We start from the raw sequence: 19,269 nt of genomic DNA, 5'->3' as shown, positions 1-19,269 counted from the left end.
TTCAGGATTTGCGCCCCTGTGGCCACGGGTTTGCCCGTGAACAGGGCGCAACCCGTGCCATCCGCTAGCCGTATTACCAGCTGTAACTCACCTTCGCCGTCACCTCACGCCCCGGGTTGTAATAGTTCGCCGTCCCCGACCCCACCACATGCTGCTCGTCAAACAGGTTGCTGACATTCAGGGCAAGGTCAGTCCCCTTGGCAATCTTGTAGTTCAGCGCCGCGTCAAACAGCGTGGTGCCGTCGCTCTTCTTGGTGTTGGCAGCATCCATGTAATAGCCACCAACGTACCTGGCACCCAGACCAACGCTCACATCAGTGTTGGCAATGTCGTAGTAGCTCCACAGCGAAGCCGTATGCTTCGGCGCCACAGTGAATTCCTTGCCCTTGAGCGAACTGCCGTCATACAGCGCACCGCGCAGCACCTCGGTTTCCATGTAGGAATAGGCACCGATCAGGCTGAGGTTTTGCGTGACTTGCGCCTTGGCTTCCAGGTCCAGGCCACGGGCACGTGACTCGCCCACCGTCTGCTGCTCGATGATGCCACTCGGCAGCACCACGGCGATGGTGACGTTTTCCTGGGTCAGGTCATAAACGGCGGCAGAGAACAACGCATCCATGCCCAGTGGCGAGTACTTCACACCCACTTCGTACTGCCTGCCGGTCTGCGGCGTTACGCCCACCTGCGGCGGCGAAACCGATTCCACCATGCTCACATAAGTGGAGACTTCATCGTTGACGATGTAAGTCAGCGCGCCACGGTAGGACGTTTCAGAGAAGTTGTCGCTTTGCTTGCTCACCCCGCCGACGTACTCCGTGCTGGACAGGTCCATGGAGTCATTACGCACACCCGCTGTAGCGATCAAGCGGTCATGGAAGGACAGGTTCTGCTGCAGGAACACGGCCTTGGTGGTGGCGTCGTTCTTCTTGCGGGTATAGGGCGTGATGCCGCCCGGCACGCCGGTGAACACTGGGTTGGCGATATCGATGGAGGGCGCCAGGCTGTATACGGAGCTCTGCTTGGTGGTGGAGTCGAGGTATTCCACACCCACCAGGGTGCTGCTGTCGATGTGCTCGAACTGGGCATCGTATTGCAGCATCAGGTTACCGTTGAGCTGATCGGCATCGCTGTCAGTTCCGAATACATAGCGCGGCAGGGTGGTACTAACCCGCGAAGCGCTGTCGCTCAGATAGACATAGCCAAAGTCATCGCTCAACTCGCTGTAGCGCAGGTTGCCGCGCAGCGTGAAGCCGTTATCGAAGTCGTGGGTGATGTTGCCGCTGAGGCTGGTGCGCTCGACATCGTGGAAGTTGTAGCCGGGCTCGCCGTAGAAATCGCTGCGGTCGTATTCCTTGTCCAGTGGGTAGCCACCGCTGTTTGGCGAGCTGTTGGTCTTCAGGTAGTCGAGGATCACCGTGGCCGAAGTGAAGTCGGTAGGCGCCCAGGTCAGGCCGCCCATCACGAAGCGGTTGTCGTCCTGCGAATGGTCGTACTCACGGTCGCTGTTCTGCATCTTGGCAGTGAAGCGGCCGGCCAGCGTCTGTTCGTCGTTCAGGGCGTCGCCTACATCGATACCGGTTTCGGCATGGTCATAGGAGCCGTAGGTCACGTAGCCCTGGCCAAATTTTTCGAAGCGCGGCTGTTTGGTCACGAAGTTGACCGAGCCGCCTGGGTCTGCCGGGCCGAACAGGGTGGAGTTGGCGCCGCGCAGAATTTCGATGCGCTCGTAGGCGAACGGGTCTTCGCGCACACCGCGCATCGAGCTCAAGGTCAGGCCGTCACGGTAGGTGGTGGCCTGGAAGCCGCGGATCTGGAAGTAGTCGTTGCGGTCGTCCGAGCCGTAGAAGTCGCTGACCACACCTGGGGTGTATTGCAGCGCCTCTTCAGTAGTGCTGACGCTGCGCTGCTGCATTTCCTTGTTGGTCACCACCGACACGGAGGCTGGCGTGTTGAGGATGCTGGTCGCCACCTTGCCGCCCACCCACAGTTCCTTGGCAACCACCGAGTGGGTGTCATCGTCGGCACTGGCCTTGACCTTGGCATTGATGATGACGGGCGCCAGGCGGTAGTCCTCGGTCGCGCCCAGCTCCAGCGGGCCGGCAGGCTGGGGTTGCGGTACCACCAGGTAGGCAGCCTGGCTTTGCTGCTCGGGCTGCAGGTCGGTCCCCTGCAACAGCCGCGCTAATGCCGACGGGGTATCCAGCGCACCCTGCACCCCTTGGGTATTGCGGTTGGCCACGCTCTGCGCATCGAACGACAGGCTGATACCCGCTTCACGCGCAAAGCGGTCCAGTGCGGGCGCCAGCGGGCCGGCAGGAATGTTCCACTGCTTGAGCGGGGTGTCGTGATCAGCGCTCAAAGGCTGCGCCAGCGACGGCAGTGCGTAGCTGCTGACCATCAAACCGAACAGTGCCGCGTGCAAGGCACGGCTCAGTGGATGGCGCTGTGGAACCGGGGTAGAACTCATTCTCTCGCTCCGTGTAAGAGGGTCGGCGGGGTGGCCTGTAATCCGGCCTTCTCTACAGGCCGGACGAGAATGAGAAATCACCTCATTTATTTTTCAATTCGGGACAAGGCCGTCGTGGCACCTCGCCTGATTCGGTAAAATCCACAAGGTCAAGCATCTATGGAGCGTCAAGAAATGGATTTCACTGCAATCATTAGCCAGCACTGGACAACCCTGAGTTGGTTCATCCCCCTCGTCGTTCTGCTGCTAATCCTCAAAAGGCCAGAAACCAAGGGGTACCTTGGTGAACTGCTGGTGCGCTATTTCGCATGGCTGAAGCTGGACGAAAACACTTACCGCCGCCTGCACAACATCACACTGGATACACCTGACGGCACGACGCAGATCGACCATGTCTTTGTCTCGATCTACGGTATCTTCGTGCTGGAAACCAAAAACATGAGCGGCTGGATCTTTGGTGGCGAGAAGCAGGCCCAGTGGACACAGAAGCTCTACAAACGCACCTTCAAATTCCAGAACCCGCTGCGACAGAACTACAAGCACCTGAAGGCATTGGAAGCGACACTGAACGTCAGCCCCGAGCACCTGCACTCAGTGATCACCTTTGTTGGCGACAGCACCTTCAAGACCGAGATGCCAGCCAACGTCACTCAAGGCAGCACGTTCATTCGCTACATGAAATCATTCGAGCAACCGGTGTTCAGCGAGGCCGATGTAGACGCCATGCTGCAAGCCCTGCAAACCGGACGCCGTGCACCAACCCTGGCAACTCATCGCGAGCATGTGCAGAACCTCAAACGCCGTAGCGACCCGAGCGCAGAACGGCAGTGCCCAAAGTGTGGCAATGCGCTGCTGATCAGAACCTTCAAGTCAGGCGCAAAGGTGGGGCAGCAGTTCTGGGGCTGCTCAGCATTCCCCAAATGCAGAATCATGCAGAGTCTCTAGCTGCTAACTCCTCGCTAAGGTCTGCCCTTTTCAGCTCTTGGTAGTGCTGCGCTAACCGCCCACCCATCACCCCATAACGCGCCAGCTGCCCTGCTGGCGCCACATGAAATCCTCGCAACTACCCGGAAATAATGGCCAATTGCCAAAATTTTTCCCGGGCCTCGCCATGTCAAAAAGTTGATACGCCAGCATTTTTGATACAGAATTAGAAACAGGATGCATTTTAGCGTATTTCAGTATGCTTTAAGCGAGTGCAGGGAATGGACGAATACACAACCTCCGACGCGGGCACACCGCCGATCGATCAGCTGGACCTCACGGCACACGGCGTTCTGGGGCATTTTGCCAAGTCGTCGCGCAACGCCCAGCTGGTGGGTTTCCTGATGAGCATGGATCGGCTTGACCGCTGGGCGGTGGATTTCGATGAGGATGCCCCTGCGCAGCAGTTCGAAATCCAGTTGCTGATGCAAGAAATCCAGGCCTTCGTCGAAGCCTACGCACTCGTCCTGCACCAGGTTCCACAACCCTTCACCGAGCTGCTGGCCCACCTCACCTCTTCGCGCTGCATGTACCTGGTGCGGTATGTGGCACAGCGCAACATCGCATTCACCGGCGCGCTGGCCCCCCTGCTGGCTGGCGACTTGTCGCAGCCGGCAGAGCTCACGGCATTTCGCCGCCGGCTGGAGGCGTTCAGCAAGGCTCACCTGCTCAGCGAGATTTTCTCCGGGGAGCGGCTGCGCGAGATATCACAGATCATGGAGAGTTACGCAGATGTATGACGGACGACTGAACCCTGTCGCTGTGGCAGTGGGCAAATCTGTGGGCAAACGCGCAGTCATGGGCGGCGTGCTGGGGGCCTGGCTGTTGCTGGCCGGGCCGGCTGTTGCGGCAACCAGTAGCCTGGGCGCCACCTCCAGCAACTTGATTTCACAACAAGACTCGGTGGTGGCCGAAGCCATCAAGGCCGACGCCGAAGCCTGCGCCGAAGGCACCAAGGAAGGCACCATTGGCGCCTCCATCAGTGACGCACTGAAAATCCATACCGAGCTGGCGTCGGCAACGCCAAATGTCGAGTCGCTGTTCAGTGCCACGGCAGACTGCTTCGGCGGTTTGAGCAGCCTGTTCGACCTGTCCGGCTCGATCCCGAGCCTGGGCAGCATCCTGGCCTCGGCCCAGGCTGCCGTGCTGCAGTACGCACAGAAAAAGGTCTGCACCGCGATCCAGCAGGTTGCCTCGATGGTGACCAGCCCGATCAACCAGGCCATCGGCAAGGTCAGCAGTGGTACTTCTCTGGGCGACCTGAATGGCCTTACCAATGGCCTGGTCAGCAAGGGCATGAGCACGCTCGACCCACAACTGGGCAGCGGCTACCACAACGCCGCCGCCGGGTACGAGGCCACCTACACGGTGGATGTAAACCCGTTCAACTACGTACAGACCGACTTTGGTGGTGGCGCCAGCACCGGCAGCGGCACCACGACCGGCAGCGCGGCGGCAACCCGAGCCGTGGCACCGGCGCCCAGCCCCGCACCTGACACCTCTTCGAGCAGCACCGGCAGCTCCTCTTCCAGTAGCAGCAGCGGGTCATCCAGCTCGGCTGCCGGCCTGTTCAACTAAAGGGGGCCGGCAATGAAAAAAGTCGCGGCAGTTCTGGCCGTGGGCCTTGGGCTGGGGGCAACTGCGCTGCCGGCCCAGGCGCTGTCCTGGGCCTCGGTGCTGACCTTCATCAGCACCATGCAGACAGAAATGAGTGCCTGGTCGGTGACGGTCAAGCAGACCGCGCTGTCGGCCAACGTTGTCTCGCAAATGGACAGCGATTCGAAGAAGCAGCTTGCCAACGCGGTAGGGGCCATCGACATGTCCGACCGGGTGATGAAAGCCGCGACCTCGTTCGACTCCGCAGTCGGGCAGCCGGTGACCATCAAGTGCACCGCCCAGGAGCAGGGCAAGCTTTTCGTCGAGGCGGTATCACAGCGTGACAAGGATGCAGCGCGGCTGATGGCCACCTATGCCTCACAGCGGGTCGGCTCCAGGGCGGGTGCCGACCAGGCCACCCTGGCCATGCACCGGGATACCTATTGCACGGTGTCCGAAGCCAGGCAGGGTATGTGCGCGCTCAATGCCAACGGCATGCAGGGCTGGGACGTGGACTACGCAGGGCCGTTCAGCGAAAAGACCCTCGCCCCTGAAGGCGAGGCGGCAGCCTACGCCTATACCGCGATGATCACCGACCAACGTGCCGAAGCGCACATCGACTGCACCTCGGTGGCCTGCAATGACGCCCAGTCGCAACAGCTCGCTGCCTCGGCGATGAGCGCGATGGCTGCCAATTCTCTTGTTGGGCAGGTGACGGACCGTCGCGTGCCAATGCTCACAGGGCAGTGATATGAATTTTCGGCTCAAACTGGCCAGCATCGTCGCAGGCTCGACGATGCTCTCGAGTGTTTCGTATGGCGCGTTGTATGGCTTCGGCCCGGCAGAAGCCTGGACCGCAGCCCAGATAGCTGCGCTTACAACAAGCGTGTCCACCAACATAGCGGCCTTTGGCACGAGCTTCGGTACCCAGATGTCGTACAAGTTCGAGCAGATCATTTCGGCGGTGGCCATTGCCACCAAGCAGGAAGCGCTGTCTGCCAACGTGGTAGCAGACAACAACCGGCAGACATCCGAGCAACTGGTCAACGCCATCCGCGCCCAGCAGCAGAACACGGCCGTTGCCAAAGCCTACCTCGACTTCAACGCAGCGACCGGCCAGGGCTTTGACCCTTGCGGCACGGTGGCCAAGAACAAGTCGATGGACATCGCCTTCAGCACCATGGCGGCCAAGGCCAAAGCCTCGGTTGGTGAACTGGACGCATCGCCAGGGCGCCTGGTTGCCTCGACGGGCCAGGCCATGCAGCAACGGCTCAAGCAGCATCGCGACAAGTTCTGTACCGAAGCTGAAGCCAATGCCGGCCTGTGCACGCTCAGCACCTTGCCAGGCGGCGATACGAACGCAGCGTTGCTGTTCGAGCCTGCGGACGAAAACTCGCTGACCACCGAGGCACGCACGGCCTATATCCAGCATGTAATGGGCCCGCCAGATCAGGCGCTGAGCAAAGAGGCCGGTGCGACGCCTGCCGGTGAAACCTACATGGTGCAGAAAAATCGCAAGGACTCGCTGCTCTCGGTACCGGCCTACAGCCTGTCGATGATCAACGCAGCCAACACCCGCAGCGCGGGCTTCGGCAACAAGTCACCCAATGAAGTGCTCAAGCTGCGCGTAAACCAGTACTTCGGTGGAAAGGAAGCGGAACAATGGTCAGGCAACCTGGCACGCCAGACCCAGCGCGGGTTGCTGGTAGAGGCGGCCAAGATGGGTGGGCTTGAGGTATGGATTCATCAGCAACAGTACGAGCAGAACCAACGCCTGCTCGCCAACCTGGCAACGCTGGTGGTCGCCTCCTCCGACAGCCTCGACGCCACGCTGGAAGCGCGGTACCAGAAGGTATTGTCTGAAACCGCTGCACGGTCGGTAAAGTGAGGTAGCCATGAAAAAGGATTTCGACGAAACACGCGATGCGCGCAGATGGAAGGTTTCATTCGGCGTATCGCTGGCCCTGACCTCCACACTGGCCTGGGCCTATTGCCCTCCGCAATACCAGGAAACTACCGTAGCCCCCGCATTCACGACGGCTACCCAGACGCTCAACGCGGCCGTTTCTGCTGTCGATGCGTCCCTCTCTGCCTTGCTTGAAACCGAAAGCCAACGCCTGACGTCGGCCATTGCGGTAATGACCAAGCAGAAAGCCCTTGCAGCCAACACGGTTGCCGAGGCCGGGCGCAATGCAGCGCAGCAGACAGCGACGGCACTCAACGTACTGGCCCAGACACAGCGGGTAAAACAGGCGCGCTTCGACTACGGCGGCGAGTTCGGGCAAGGCTATTCGCCCTGCAAGATTTTCTCGACCCGTACGCTGATCAGCAACCGGGATGCCGACATGGGCACCGAGGTTCGCCAGCGGGTCAAGGCCGAGATCGTGGCCGCACCGGGCACCTACGCCGAACCTATCAGCGCCCAGACGGCACTGATAGAAGCACGCAAGCCGTTCTGCACCCAGGACCAGGCAGACTCTGGCCTGTGCAAATCGGTGGGGACGATGCCGGGCGCCGACCTCACCGTCGCCACCTTGTTCGAACCCGCCATGGAAAACGAAACCCTGTACAAGGCAAAGGTCGGGTTCGTGAACAACGTTGCCGGCCTGCCAGACGGCCCGGTCCCGTCGTCGGCGGGCAAATCGTCTGCCGCCGAGGATTACTCCCTTTCCAAAGCCCGCAAGGACGCACTGGTTTCACCTGCGCTGTCCAGCCTCAAGGCGATCCAGCTCGACTACTCAGGCGTTGAAGGCAAGGAAACAGGTACCGACCTGCCGTTGGCAGTGCATTTCCGTAACGAAGTGAAGCGCTATTCGGGCAACACGGCGGAGTACGACAGCTGGGCGCGGGTCATGGCGGCACAGAACGAGCGTGGTGCATTGGTCGAGTTGCTGAAGATCAAGGCGCTGGACCTGGCCATCCAGGAAAAGCAGTACCGGCAGTACGAAAACATGGAAGCTCAGTTGGCGTCGCTGGTATCGATGAACGTCAGCACAGCTGGCGGCCAGACCCTGACCAGCAAAGCGGCAACGGATGCTGCCAGGCAGAACATGCAGCAGAGCGTGAAGTGACGGAGCGCAAGGGATGAAAAAAACGATCTTGCGCGGCGTTGTGACATTGGGCGTGCTGGCCTGCGCCCACAGTGCCGTTGCAGACACCTGCATGGTATCGCCAACCGACAAGGAAGTTGTTTCTGGTCGTTTCGGCAAATTCCGTGGTGGTGGCTCGGGCAACTTTGGCTCGGCCAACCAGAAAGCGCACATGCACGACGGCCTGGACTTTTCCACCAGTGGCGCGTCGCAACCGGTCTATGCCACCACCGAGGGCGAAATCACCTTCGCCGGGGCGCTAGGTTCTGCGGGTAACGCCGTGCTGATCAAGCGGGCCAACGGCGACATCGTCGCCTACTACCACCTTAGCGGCTTTGCCAACGGCGTAAAGCGCAAGGCCCAGGTCAAACCCGGGCAGCAGCTGGGCCTTTCGGGCAATACCCCCAGCAGCTCGATGACCAAGCATTTGCACTTCACCTACGGCACCTCCACCAAAGACGCCGCCAGGGCCAAGGCATTCACCGAAAACGCACAGCGCGGGCCATTCAACCCCGCGCAGCTGCCACCGGTGTTCAAGCGTCAGGACGGCATTGGCTGGAAGACTGACCCGGCACCCTATTTCTGCCAAACTTACCCCATTCAGGATGGTCACCCGGAGCATCAGCGCATCCTGGGCAAGGATACCAAGGCACAGCACGAGATCCTGTTCGGCAATGTACCTTCAGGCGGCGTTGCGCCAGACTCCACAGCCGAGCCCGTGCAAGTGGCAGCGGCCAATGCCGATGCGGCGCTGGCAGAGGCTGACGGCAAGACGCCACCGATGTACTTGTCCGACGCCGATGGCTATGGTGCCTTGCCGACGCCACCCATCGGTGGTTACGACACCATGTCGGTTTCGGAAATGATGATGACCGAAGCCTCCCGACGGTTCAGCGATGCCGAGTGGAACAACAGCATCACCCATGTTTCCAGCCGCGCGCTATGGGTTGACTACAACCGGGCGATAGGTGTCAGCAACTACTTGTCGGAAGCGATTTATCGCAAAAAGGAAAAAGTTGAAGCATTGCTTGCCGTTTACGCGTCGCAGAAATTGGCAGGTCAAAGGGCACAGACCGAATGGGCGCACCAGCGTGCTCAGAAAGGAGCTGTGTCCAGATCCATTGAATAATGCGGCGCCCACGAAAGGTAAACACAGATGGAACCCAAAGAACTCGACAAGCCTGATCAAGCCGTCGCTGATTCTGCGGCCGGGCAACCCGCCCAGCCAGGGCGGAGTTATGCAGGCATCTTGGTCCATCATGGCGCAGCGCCCTACAAACATGACCCTACAAACCAGAGCAGTTACTACGTCACCCTGGAAACACCCGACGGCAGCCAGACGCTGTGGGGGGCAGGGCTTGAACAGGCCATGCACGACACAACGGCGCAGCGCGGCGAACCTGTATTGATGGACTACCAGGGCGACGCCTGGGTAGCGCGCTCGATCGATGCAACTGCACTGCCGGCTTACAAGGTCGAAGCCGGTGGGATGAGCGCTGGCCAACCCCCACACGCCAGCCAGGCACAAGGCAGCCCAGACTTCGACGCAAGCGTGTTTGACGCCATCATGAAGGTTGCCGGCGAATTGAAGCCCGAAGGCGCTTCGCTCGACCCGGAAGAAGTGCGACGCATCAACGCCACCCTCCACGAGTCGGATACCGCCAATGCTGCAGACGCGCCCAACCCGCAGGCGCGAGAGCGCAACGCTGCCGAAACGCTGCTGCATGGCAGTGCCGAGCTCGTGGGTGGCGTGGCTTCGCTGACGGGTGCAGCCATGCAAGGCCTGGGCAAGGGTGCCAGCGCGCTGGCCAGTACCTTGCGTGCAGGCACGAGCAAGCAGCCTGAAGAGGCCGCTGCGGCGCAGCCGGCAACGCAGGAACAACCTGCCGCTGCGGGTGAGTCTGCGTTTGCTGAAGAGCTGGCTGGCCGGGTGCAGGTATTGCCCCGCCTGTCCGAATACCGGGTGGATCAGGTCGAGAAAGCCGCCAGCAATTACGAGAAGGCTCATCAGGCTTTCTGGAACGCGGGCGAACTGCCCCAGGTTCGTGAACAGATCGAAGCACGCGCCGTACAAACCGGCCTTACCGTGCCCGAAGTGGTCGAGAAGATGAAACCCGACGGTGAATTCACCGACTTGCACGAGGCATTCGTCGAAGCCGTAGGGCAGTCACCGGACGCACAGGCCAGCAAGAAGGCCATGGACAAGGCACTCACCGGCTGGGCCAGGCAGTACGGCCGCGCCCAGGAAGAGCTGCTGAACCCCGAGACCGAAGGCAGCCCGCATTACGACAAGCTCAAGAACCGGCTGGAAAACTCCAGCGAGAGCATGCACCACAATGCAGGCAACACCCCCGCATTCGCAGGCGAATCGCAATCGCACCTGGAGCGTTTGCAAGACGCCATGCAGCGCATTTTCGAGCGCCTGAAGGAAATGGTGCAGGGCATCGTCAGCCTGGTCCGCGGCAAGCCTTCAGGCTCATCGCAAGACAACGGTTTCACTCCCTGAGGCCAGACACGCGTACACGCTCACCCCCCAGCCAATGCCGAACGGGAGCCATGAGGGCGCAGGCATTCATCCAAGCAAGGAGAACGGAATGAAAGAGTACAGCAACTGGAAAGAAGTCACCGCCACGCCAGAGGCCCATCTGGACTTCTTGCGGGTGGTTGACGCCAGCCTGGAAGAGGGCCTGGGTGGCAAAAACCTGTACGAGAAGCTGGCGAAGGAAATCACGGTGAATGGCAAGGCTTTCAGCCAGGCCTTCCACTTGAACAACCTGGAAAACAACTCGGGCAACTGGGACACCGACGAAACCCCGGACCCGGTGAAACTGGAAATCGTCCAGTTGACCTCGAAGATCAAGCAGGCCGACCCTGGCTACGACCTGGCCCACTTCACGATCGGCTATGAATACATGATCAGCGAGATGAAAGAGCGCGGCGTGGAAGTGGACGCAGGCCTGGACCACAGCGAACCTGCGCCCAGAAACCGCAGTGGTTCGGATTATGAACCCGGCATGTGACGGCTGGAGGGGCTCGGTGAAAGCAAGCATGACGATAGTGCTGGCGCTCGGCGCGCTGGCCATGGCGAATGCCACCCTGGCGCAGGACGCCCCCGCGCCCCGTGAGGAGCAGTGGCAGGAGCTACCGCGCAACACCACCATCTACGTGCCTGTGCCGAAGCAGGTCACGCCGGTGGCCGCTTACCGTTCGTGCGCCAATCGCTACGAAGGCGAAAGCTGTGACTTCTCCACCCCTCGCCAGGGCGTGATCGAAGGCACCTGCCAGGCCCCGGAAATGCGACAGCCGCCGGCATACGGCTACGAAGTGCAGCAATACCCTGCGCAGGTACGCACGGCGTTGGTATGCGTACCCATCGACAGCCAGGGCACGCCGGGTGATGCCCCCGCCAACCCAGGCCACGAGTCGCCCTACGCGCCTCAGCCTGCGCCGCCACCCGCAATCGACCAGCCTGCTCAATAGCCCCTCGGTACCCCTTGCGACAGGCAGCTGCCCTGGCCCGGCGCCTACGGCATTGGGTCAGGTTCACCCGCTTCTGGCCGGGGTGCAACCGATTGCAGCATGTCGATGATGAACCGATGCGTTTCGGGCAGCTGTTTCTGAAACGCCTCATCGAGCTCCGGGGCTATCTGGATATCGCCTTCACGCAGGCTATGCGCAACTTCTTGCCGGTAGTGCTCCACGAATCGCTCACGTACCAGCTGAGCCTCAGGCGTGCCATCGGCAACCAGCTCAGCCACAAGCGCCTGCGCCGCATGCGCGAACACCAGGGTTCGATTGTATTGCTGCGTCTTCAGGCCGGACTGCGCAAACGTGGACTGGAACTGCGTTTCCATCGAATCGATGGTTGCATGCAATAGCCGATTGGCTTTCTTGAGCGCGGCAACCTCTTCGGCCAGCCCTGCTTCCGGTCCGCCCTCCTGCGCCCCGGCGCGCCTGGCCTGTGCAAACTGCAGCATCTGCCCGTGCATCAGCTTGATCAGTTCACGCTGGCGCTCTACTTCGGCCCGCAGTTGCACGGCTTCGTCGAAGTATTGGCGAACATAGTCACGCAGCGGCTCCAGTTTTTCGTTGGCACGCGCCGCCCCGGCATACCAGCCTTGCGAGTACCCCTCTTCAAAGCCCTCCTTGTGGCCCTCCTCAAGGCCTTGCTTGCGGCCTTGGCTGCGGCCGACATGAAGGTTGGAGATTGCATGATCAAGCGACCCGGTATACCCGCCATCCAGGCCGCCACTGCGCCGCCCTGCCCCCCAGTTATGGTCCATTGCTGCCTCCAGGCATCTGCATATCGCCGGCACACGCGCTGCCGACATCAGCTTCAGGGTGAATCGGTCAGCCCATTGCCCGCGAAAGGGGGCGGATCAGGGCTACTTTGTCGTGTGTACTTCAGCCCCGGCGGCCTGCTGGGCATCCGCCTGAGGCAAAGAAAAATCAGTCAGCCGGTGCAAGGCAACCGCTACCCAGTCACCCCCGAAACGCTCGTCCTCCAGCACAGACTTGAGCGCGAGAATCGGCACACAATGCCTTGCATCGCCTTGGACATAAAATACGGCCATCCATTCCGGCAGCAAGTGTTCCGTGCCTTCATGGGTTTCAACGCTGAACATCAACGCAAGCGTCCCGGGCATCGCCTTCACCTCCTGGCTGGGCAACGCATCGGCCAGCCAGAAGGCCACTTGCGCCAATTGGTTGGCCTGAATCGGCAACAGTGCGATCACCTTGCGCCCGTCGTCATCAACCACGATGCCCGGCTCAAGGTCGAGCATTTTTGCGCCATAGCCGATTGCCGCGTGCCGAACGGGCAGTGATTTCAGGTAATGCTCCAGCAGCGTGTACATCTCGAAAGCCGCGGGAATGTCCTTCTGGATGGCAGGCGAGCTTTTGGCCATAACGCTGACGAAGCCACCCCCTGCCTGCGCAAAGATATCGCCACTGATGGCCTGCGCCACAAAAGCCTCGAGTTCATACAGCGTATACATGGTCCAACTCCCTCGCACCGGCTCGGCTAGACTGAACTTCAACCTGCTGAAAGGTCCAACCGGCAGTCGTTCGTGTTTTGTATGTTTGCAGCCCAAACTTCAAGGATGTAGCAATGACCCATCAGTTTCACTGTGCATTTCAACCCGCGCCCGGCAATGTCGGCGGCGTGCTGAACATTGGCCCTGCCTCGGTCAGCATCGACCTTGAAAACCTGCGGCTGTTCGCCGATGTGGTCGGGCAGATCGAAAAGCGCCGGGCGGCTGGCGCAGCAAGGTCGGAGATTCTGGGTGAATGGGCTGGCAGTGAAAGCATTGACTGGGCCCATATCGGCTTTCACTCCTGCCGCGAAAGCTACAGCTTGCGCTACAACGGGGTAGCCTGGGAGGCGCCAGCCGACGCCACCATCGCCGCGGCCGCCGAGGCGCGGTTGTTCCTGGACAACCAGCGCCTGCAGGCCTGACTTATCGGCATGGCCCTGGCCGTTAACGATTGACGGGCGTGCTTGCCTGATACTGGCCGAAAAACTCGAATTCAACCCGGCGGTTGGCGGCGCGGCCATCTGCAGTGTCGTTCGGGGCAATGTAATCGCCCACTTGCCCTTCGGCACTGATCTTCGACGCTGCCACCCCCCGGCGAACCAGGTACATCTTCGCAGCCTGGGCCCTGAGCAAGGCCACACGGCGGTTCGCCTCTACCGTGCCAACACCGTCGGTGAAACCCACGATCTTCACCTGCAGTGCGTCTTGCGCGGAGCGCACCAGGACGTCGCCATCATCGGCACTGGGGCTGAACCGTGAGTGGCCGAAGGCGAAATTCAGGGTCATGTGGTTGATCGAGGACTGGATGTGGTCCTGCCGCGCACGAATTGCCAGCAGCTCCTGGCGGCTAGCATTGGCATCGGCCTCTGCAGCCGCCAGACGAACCCGCAGGCTCTGGATCTCGACATTCAAGGCGTTGATGGTCTGCTGCATGTGCGCCGTGTCCTGCCCCTGGGCAGAAGGTGCGGCATAAGGGACCGGCGCCGCGGGGCTTTCTACCAGTTCGAACCCTGCGAAAGCCCTGGGCACCATTACCGCCGACATGACGGCCAGAACAAGCGGCAGCACGCTGCGTGGGGTGGCAAGCACGGTGTTCATACATCTCTCCAGTACCGCAGGATCACGAAAACGATGACGGACCAGGCATAGCCCAGCAACAGGGTGAGCATGCCTGCGAGCAAATAGGTTCGCAGCGGGTCGATAGCATCCTGGCCAAGCGGCTGCAGCCCAGGAACCAGCGTGGCCGGGAACCATGCGAACAACACCGCTACCAGCGGCGCGAGCCACAGGCCCAGGCGCAGACGATGATGGTCACCTTCGCGCGTCCACCATGCGTACCAGCCCAGACTCAACAGGTACGCAGGCAGCAGCATCACGCTTAGCAGCAAGGTCGAAAAGGACAGCGCGGCGGCGTAGAAACGTGGTGATCCTTGCGCCATTTCACCCATCAGAGTTGCAATGACCGCGATGGCAAAAGCGACAAGCGCCGCCAGCAAAGGCACCGACAACAGCCACAAGGCTGAGCGGCGATCGCCCACCACCCTCAGGCCCGACTCCACGGCAAGTGGAGGTAATGGGTAGGACATGCCAGGAAACTCCTTGTAAGGGCCAGCTGAACGGTAAGGCCCAGCGCAAACGCCGCAACAACTGACAGCGAAGTGCGTCAGCCACTGCTCGACGTCCTGTCAATTATCAAAATGGCCTGTTAGAAAAATGTTGATATGGATAGCGAGTATGAATTTGAGGCCTTGCCCCGTCAAGGTTTGAATCCTGCTCATGAACAGCTGATCGCTTGACCCTGGGCAAGGCGTAGCGCACACTCGCCCTATGCAAAAAACATTTTTCTGACAACTAAAATTGATAGCATTTTGTCATCCAGAAGGATCTGACGCATGAACCCCCTGCAACTCGCCCTGCCGCTTTTGGTTTCGCTCGCCTGCACCTCGGCCTACGCAGAAAAAATCGACCCGTCAGAAGCCAGTGCCCGCCTGACCCAGGCGCTCACTTGCAAACGCAATGTATCGCCCGAGCAGTTCGAAGCCTTGATCAAGGCCGCGAACGGTAAAGCCATCGTCCAGGCATCGGACCTGTCCGACGGTGAATTCACCGTTCCAAACCCGCTGGACGTGTACGGCCGTCCCGTCACCCGGCTGTCGCTGCACCCTGGTTCCAATGGCGAAGGCGACTTCAACGCCTACGGCGGCGCATTCAGCGGCGAAAGCATCCAGACGGTCGCCAAGCTGGCCGACATTCCCAAGGACGAGGTTGGCGACTACAAGAAAGAAGTCGGCAACCATGACCTGTGGCTTTATGCAGACGGCAGCGATACCTACATCAGCTGTTCGTACGATGTACGCACGGTGGTGAAAACCCTCAAACGCAAAGCGCGCGAGGCAGCGGACGCAGTGCAGCGCGTCACCCAGTAAGTGCCAATCACCCTGCGTTGAATGGAGTCACGCCATGAGCTTCAGAACACTGGCTGCCAAGTTTCTGGAAACGGTCAAGGACGACCTGGGCATCCCCGCCCGGCTGCGCCGGGTCATCGCGCAGGCGCCGAACATTCGAATGCGAGTGGATGACACCGCCGCCGTCATCGCCTCCTCGAGCGTGGTGCGTTGGCATGAGTGGTCGAACCATATCGGCTTCAGCCAAGGCAGCGAAAAGAACGGTGAGGTCAGGGGCTGGCGCGCCAGCGACGGCCACTACCAGAGCGAACACCGGCATATCCCGGCACTCGCCCGACTGGGCAGCAGCGAAACCACGGCCCACTTCACCTGTGACATAGCTGACGTGACGGGCCTGTCGGCCTCCAAGTCCGACCTGTATCGTTTCTACTCCATGCAGCAGATGGCGGAACAGGCCTGCCAGGCGTTCATCCGGGATGTGAGCCAGGAAGGGCTTGCGCAAAACCTGCGCTGGCCCGAGATCGGCATTGTTCATGGCACCAGCGACTTCCTGGTCCAGTACGACTGGGATGACGGACTGTACCTGGCCAACAGCGGTGGCTCGCATCATTTCGTCGCCGCCCAGCATATCGCCAGGCAGTTGCAGCAAACGGTTACGCTGCAAGGCCGCCTCGTCCGTAACGGCCTCGATGCCGAAGCCGCTGCCCAGCTGAACGATGACTACGCCATCTACGCCGTCACCAAGGACGTATTCTTTGCTGAAGGTCTCGATGCCATGCGCGACTTCAAGGCCACCCACTACTGGGGCGACCTGCCGCAGCCTTATGACAATGGCGTAGCCATCTTCCTGCCCAGAGATGAAGCACGCTCACGCAAGGTCGCAGAGATCTTCGAGAGTGAAGGCTTTACCAATGTGGGCGAACTACTGATGGCGCTGGCCTCTCCCGACGCCACAGTCGAGCGTCGCGCCCGCCAGGATGAAATACGCAGCCGCATACAAGCCCTGCCCGAACTGGAAGCAAAGGCCGGCGCGGCGCACTTGTTCGGCAAGCACGCAGCAGCCAGCCTTCGTGACGAGTGGCCGACCGCGGTGAATTGGCAAAGCGTCGAGCAAGCGACAATGGATGAAGCCTTTGGCGTGCACCGACTAGATGCCCACAGCGTTTACGATGCGCTGGCCCGGCACAGCCCAGGCGCCATCTCCAGCCAGGCCTTGAACACCCTGCGCGCCACGGTGGACGGCTATGCCGCCCTGCATGAGCACCAGATGGCCAAGCAGGCAACTCCGCAAGCACCGAGCCCAGACTGATCGGCCCCTGCAGGGGCAGTTTCATTCCGGGCTAAGCGGAGCAGTACTGGTCTGCCAGCTGGTGGACACGCTCCGCCGATTGCGTCTGCGCCTGGGCCTGCTCGCAGGCCCATCGCAGTGTTCCGGCATCAGGAACATAGTCCTCACCGCTCGCCTTCTTGGCCACGAACCACAGCGCACGCATGACGAAAAGCGGGTCGCCGCTCAGGCGCTGGTCATCCGCCGCCTGCATGTGGCCGACCAGTGCCTGGGTCGCTTTACCCAACCCCTTGTCCCGGCTGAACTGCACCAGGTTGCCCAGCTCTTGCGGATTCATTGAAGGATGAATCGTCAGTGGCGTGCAGCGCTCGGAATCGAGCAAATCCCAAAATGTCACGCCGTCCTTGCAGACCATGCCCACACGGCGACCACCCGCCATGTCATCGACCTCGATGAAGCTGCCTGGCTGGTATTTGTGGATTTTCATGTTCTAACCCTTACCGATTGACTGGCCGACCATCGCCGGCAACAGGTGCATTCTAAGCAAGCAGGTTGCAAAAAGCGTTACTGCAGTGTGTGCCATCGCCCGTATGTGTAACAGCATTGGCTCACTCAGGGCGCTGGGGCCTCCCAGGCAACGGTTCGCTGCTGCTCGGGCACAACAGGGCAGTCAACCATGGCACGAACCCGTGGCCTGCCATCCGCCCCGGCAATTTCGTATTCGTCTTTCAAGCTGCCTTCCGGCCGTTCAGCGATCCATTGCGCAACCTGAGTGAGGCCCTCGCGAATGACCCCCGCCTGTGCACCTGGCGCCACATGCTGCATGTCTATTGCGATCAGGATGCCGCGCTCTCCCGCAAATGCCGGCGCCTCACGCACAGCCTCCAGGCTGCCCACCCTATTGCCATTGGTATCGTGGAGCGCGATCGGGTCATTGATACTCAGCGGCCCTCGATTGCGGGTCAACTCACCGGCATCGGCAACAATGCGGGCGGCCTCGTAGCCAAAGCCCAGGTCAGCAAAGGCAGAAGAACCTTCGGGATCGACCCGAAGCACTGCGTACTTCGCCGACACGCTCGCGCCGGGAAGAGGCACTTCCTTCAGGGCCAGGCGCTGGATATGTTCGGCCTCCGGCTTTGAGCCCGCGAGCAATGACGAGAGCTCTGCCAATTGCTTGCGCGGCTCGGCGGCATTGGCATCGAAGTCGTCATCGATCAGCTCCATGGCACCAGCCATGTTTTCTGAAGGGTTATCCGGCACGGCTGAATCGTTGCTGACCTTGCCGTTCCACCCAGCCAGCGTCTGCCCCACATGCCTGCCTATTTGCTGGATGAGAGGTGCAGCGAGCGAGCGGTCATTTTCGAAAATGACTTTACGACCGCTCACTGGATGGTCGAAGGGTTTTCGTTGCCATGCCATAAACCCGGACGTGCTTTCCCACCCAATAAAATTCAATGTGCCGCTCTCAGCAGGAAACGGCCGGTTATTGATGCGGGTGTAAGACCCATCCGCTTCCCGCTTGAACGCTTCATTACCCTTGAGCAACCGGGAGTCAATCAAAGCCTCCTGCAACCGCTCGGGCTGTTTGATCAACGCATTATATTGCTCGATACGCTCAAGCTCTTTGGCCGGAAAATTCACCAGTTCCACGCCTGCTGACTTCAAGCGGTCATACATGAATGCAAGCGGGCCAGCTGCCAGCAAGTCATTACGGTAGCCACCCCCAACCTGCGAATGGGCCCCTGCAAACTTGACCTCTTCGATGCGCGAGTTGTCGTCATTGCGCAGCGCGCTGGTCAAGGGAAATGTCGCACGGTATTCATGCATGGCCACCAAATGCGTGGTGGACTTGACGTTGTTACTAATCTCCAGGTTTTTCCTGACGTGGCTTTCAGTAATGGGAATACCGTAGGAGGCAACCGTGTCAAAAATGGCAAGCTTGTTGATTTGCGCCTCACCAGGCGGGATCAGGTAATCGTCGGTGGCTTTCCACTGGCTGTCGAGTCGGGGCACACCACGGTCGATCACCTCGTTGGTAAAAGCACGGGCCTGCGCCGCCCCGCGACTGAAGCCGATCACATTCAATTCAATATTCAGATCAGGGTTCTTGTTGCAGAACGTGACGAAGGCATCATAAGCCTGCTCGATCCGGTTCTGGCTGCCGCGCCCTGTGCCCCGCTCGATCAAGGCGATAGGCGCATTACCCTTCTGGCTCCCCACCCCATCAAGGTAAATTTTCTCCGACTGGCCGGTAAGGCCGCCAGGGCCATACTTGCGGGGCGCAGCGCCGGAGTTGAGGGAAAGGTTGGTGCCGTGCGCGGTGTCGTATTCATAAAGCCTGGCCACATTGGTATGGCTACCGAGAGGCGTGTCCCTGTCCTTGTTGTTATCGGTGCCATCCATG

20 protein-coding genes are annotated in these 19,269 nt (G+C 60.5%); 13 read left to right on the top strand and 7 right to left on the bottom strand.

Annotation, left to right across the window (positions count from 1 at the left end):
- Window positions 1-73: 73 nt before the first annotated feature.
- Window positions 74-2,467: a TonB-dependent siderophore receptor gene (locus CKW35_RS18125; RefSeq protein WP_095116524.1), complete on the bottom strand. Its 2,394-nt coding sequence runs from the start codon at window positions 2,465-2,467 to the stop codon at window positions 74-76.
- Between the two features lie 174 nt (window positions 2,468-2,641).
- On the opposite strand from CKW35_RS18125, the gene CKW35_RS18120 reads away from it, so the two are divergent.
- The 10 genes from CKW35_RS18120 to CKW35_RS18075 all read left to right on the top strand — a co-directional run bounded on the left by CKW35_RS18120 (window position 2,642) and on the right by CKW35_RS18075 (window position 11,616).
- Window positions 2,642-3,412, top strand: coding sequence for a nuclease-related domain-containing protein (locus CKW35_RS18120; RefSeq protein WP_023047583.1), 771 nt, complete (start codon window positions 2,642-2,644; stop codon window positions 3,410-3,412).
- 260 nt (window positions 3,413-3,672) lie between these two features.
- On the top strand, window positions 3,673-4,191 hold the full coding sequence (locus CKW35_RS18115) for a type IV secretion protein IcmW (RefSeq protein ID WP_095116522.1): 519 nt from the start codon (window positions 3,673-3,675) through the stop codon (window positions 4,189-4,191).
- Window positions 4,184-5,029 carry a hypothetical protein gene (locus tag CKW35_RS18110; protein WP_016489264.1) on the top strand — a complete coding sequence of 282 codons (846 nt, stop codon included), beginning with the start codon at window positions 4,184-4,186 and terminating at the stop codon, window positions 5,027-5,029. Before CKW35_RS18115 ends, CKW35_RS18110 begins: the two co-directional genes overlap by 8 nt.
- A gap of 12 nt (window positions 5,030-5,041) precedes the next feature.
- Complete coding sequence (locus tag CKW35_RS18105; RefSeq protein WP_016489265.1) at window positions 5,042-5,797, top strand: hypothetical protein; 756 nt, start codon at window positions 5,042-5,044, stop codon at window positions 5,795-5,797.
- A gap of 1 nt (window position 5,798) precedes the next feature.
- Window positions 5,799-6,935 carry a hypothetical protein gene (locus tag CKW35_RS18100; RefSeq protein WP_016489266.1) on the top strand — a complete coding sequence of 379 codons (1,137 nt, stop codon included), beginning with the start codon at window positions 5,799-5,801 and terminating at the stop codon, window positions 6,933-6,935.
- 7 nt (window positions 6,936-6,942) lie between these two features.
- A complete protein-coding gene (locus tag CKW35_RS18095) occupies window positions 6,943-8,118 on the top strand; it encodes a hypothetical protein (protein ID WP_016489267.1) in 1,176 nt (391 codons plus the stop codon).
- A 13-nt stretch (window positions 8,119-8,131) separates the two neighbouring features.
- Window positions 8,132-9,265 carry a M23 family metallopeptidase gene (locus tag CKW35_RS18090; RefSeq protein WP_095116520.1) on the top strand — a complete coding sequence of 378 codons (1,134 nt, stop codon included), beginning with the start codon at window positions 8,132-8,134 and terminating at the stop codon, window positions 9,263-9,265.
- Window positions 9,266-9,292: 27 nt separating this feature from the next.
- Complete coding sequence (locus CKW35_RS18085; protein WP_016489269.1) at window positions 9,293-10,642, top strand: hypothetical protein; 1,350 nt, start codon at window positions 9,293-9,295, stop codon at window positions 10,640-10,642.
- A gap of 88 nt (window positions 10,643-10,730) precedes the next feature.
- A complete protein-coding gene (locus tag CKW35_RS18080) occupies window positions 10,731-11,156 on the top strand; it encodes a hypothetical protein (RefSeq protein WP_016489270.1) in 426 nt (141 codons plus the stop codon).
- Between the two features lie 28 nt (window positions 11,157-11,184).
- Window positions 11,185-11,616, top strand: a complete 432-nt coding sequence (locus CKW35_RS18075) for a hypothetical protein (RefSeq protein WP_224372387.1) — start codon at window positions 11,185-11,187, stop codon at window positions 11,614-11,616.
- Between the two features lie 44 nt (window positions 11,617-11,660).
- Here CKW35_RS18075 and CKW35_RS18070 read toward each other — a convergent pair whose 3' ends face one another.
- Window positions 11,661-12,419, bottom strand: coding sequence for a hypothetical protein (locus tag CKW35_RS18070; RefSeq protein ID WP_016489272.1), 759 nt, complete (start codon window positions 12,417-12,419; stop codon window positions 11,661-11,663).
- Window positions 12,420-12,521: 102 nt separating this feature from the next.
- Entirely contained in the window at window positions 12,522-13,133 is a 612-nt protein-coding gene (locus CKW35_RS18065; protein ID WP_016489273.1) for a hypothetical protein, read from the bottom strand.
- A 113-nt stretch (window positions 13,134-13,246) separates the two neighbouring features.
- Between CKW35_RS18065 and CKW35_RS18060 the strand changes: the two genes are divergently transcribed.
- Window positions 13,247-13,594: a hypothetical protein gene (locus CKW35_RS18060; RefSeq protein WP_016489274.1), complete on the top strand. Its 348-nt coding sequence runs from the start codon at window positions 13,247-13,249 to the stop codon at window positions 13,592-13,594.
- A 22-nt stretch (window positions 13,595-13,616) separates the two neighbouring features.
- Here CKW35_RS18060 and CKW35_RS18055 read toward each other — a convergent pair whose 3' ends face one another.
- Together CKW35_RS18055 and CKW35_RS18050 are read right to left on the bottom strand one after the other, a co-directional pair.
- Entirely contained in the window at window positions 13,617-14,270 is a 654-nt protein-coding gene (locus CKW35_RS18055; protein ID WP_016489275.1) for an OmpA family protein, read from the bottom strand.
- Entirely contained in the window at window positions 14,267-14,758 is a 492-nt protein-coding gene (locus CKW35_RS18050) for a hypothetical protein (RefSeq protein ID WP_095116518.1), read from the bottom strand. The genes CKW35_RS18055 and CKW35_RS18050 overlap by 4 nt, the downstream gene beginning before the upstream one ends.
- A gap of 306 nt (window positions 14,759-15,064) precedes the next feature.
- Between CKW35_RS18050 and CKW35_RS18045 the strand changes: the two genes are divergently transcribed.
- Together CKW35_RS18045 and CKW35_RS18040 are read left to right on the top strand one after the other, a co-directional pair.
- Complete coding sequence (locus CKW35_RS18045; RefSeq protein ID WP_016489277.1) at window positions 15,065-15,598, top strand: hypothetical protein; 534 nt, start codon at window positions 15,065-15,067, stop codon at window positions 15,596-15,598.
- A 34-nt stretch (window positions 15,599-15,632) separates the two neighbouring features.
- A complete protein-coding gene (locus tag CKW35_RS18040; RefSeq protein WP_095116516.1) occupies window positions 15,633-16,886 on the top strand; it encodes a DUF6685 family protein in 1,254 nt (417 codons plus the stop codon).
- Window positions 16,887-16,917: 31 nt separating this feature from the next.
- On the opposite strand, the gene CKW35_RS18035 is transcribed toward CKW35_RS18040, so the two are convergent.
- Both CKW35_RS18035 and CKW35_RS18030 read right to left on the bottom strand, forming a co-directional pair.
- A complete protein-coding gene (locus CKW35_RS18035; RefSeq protein WP_016489279.1) occupies window positions 16,918-17,352 on the bottom strand; it encodes a hypothetical protein in 435 nt (144 codons plus the stop codon).
- Between the two features lie 125 nt (window positions 17,353-17,477).
- Window positions 17,478-19,268 carry a phospholipase effector Tle1 domain-containing protein gene (locus CKW35_RS18030; protein WP_016489280.1) on the bottom strand — a complete coding sequence of 597 codons (1,791 nt, stop codon included), beginning with the start codon at window positions 19,266-19,268 and terminating at the stop codon, window positions 17,478-17,480.
- Window position 19,269: the final 1 nt, after the last annotated feature.

The sequence above is a fragment of the Pseudomonas sp. Irchel 3F3 genome (assembly GCF_900187545.1).
GTDB classification, from domain to species: Bacteria; Pseudomonadota; Gammaproteobacteria; order Pseudomonadales; family Pseudomonadaceae; genus Aquipseudomonas; species Aquipseudomonas fortuita.
Note: the sequence above shows the minus strand (reverse complement) of the source record. Positions and strands in the feature narration are given on the sequence as shown.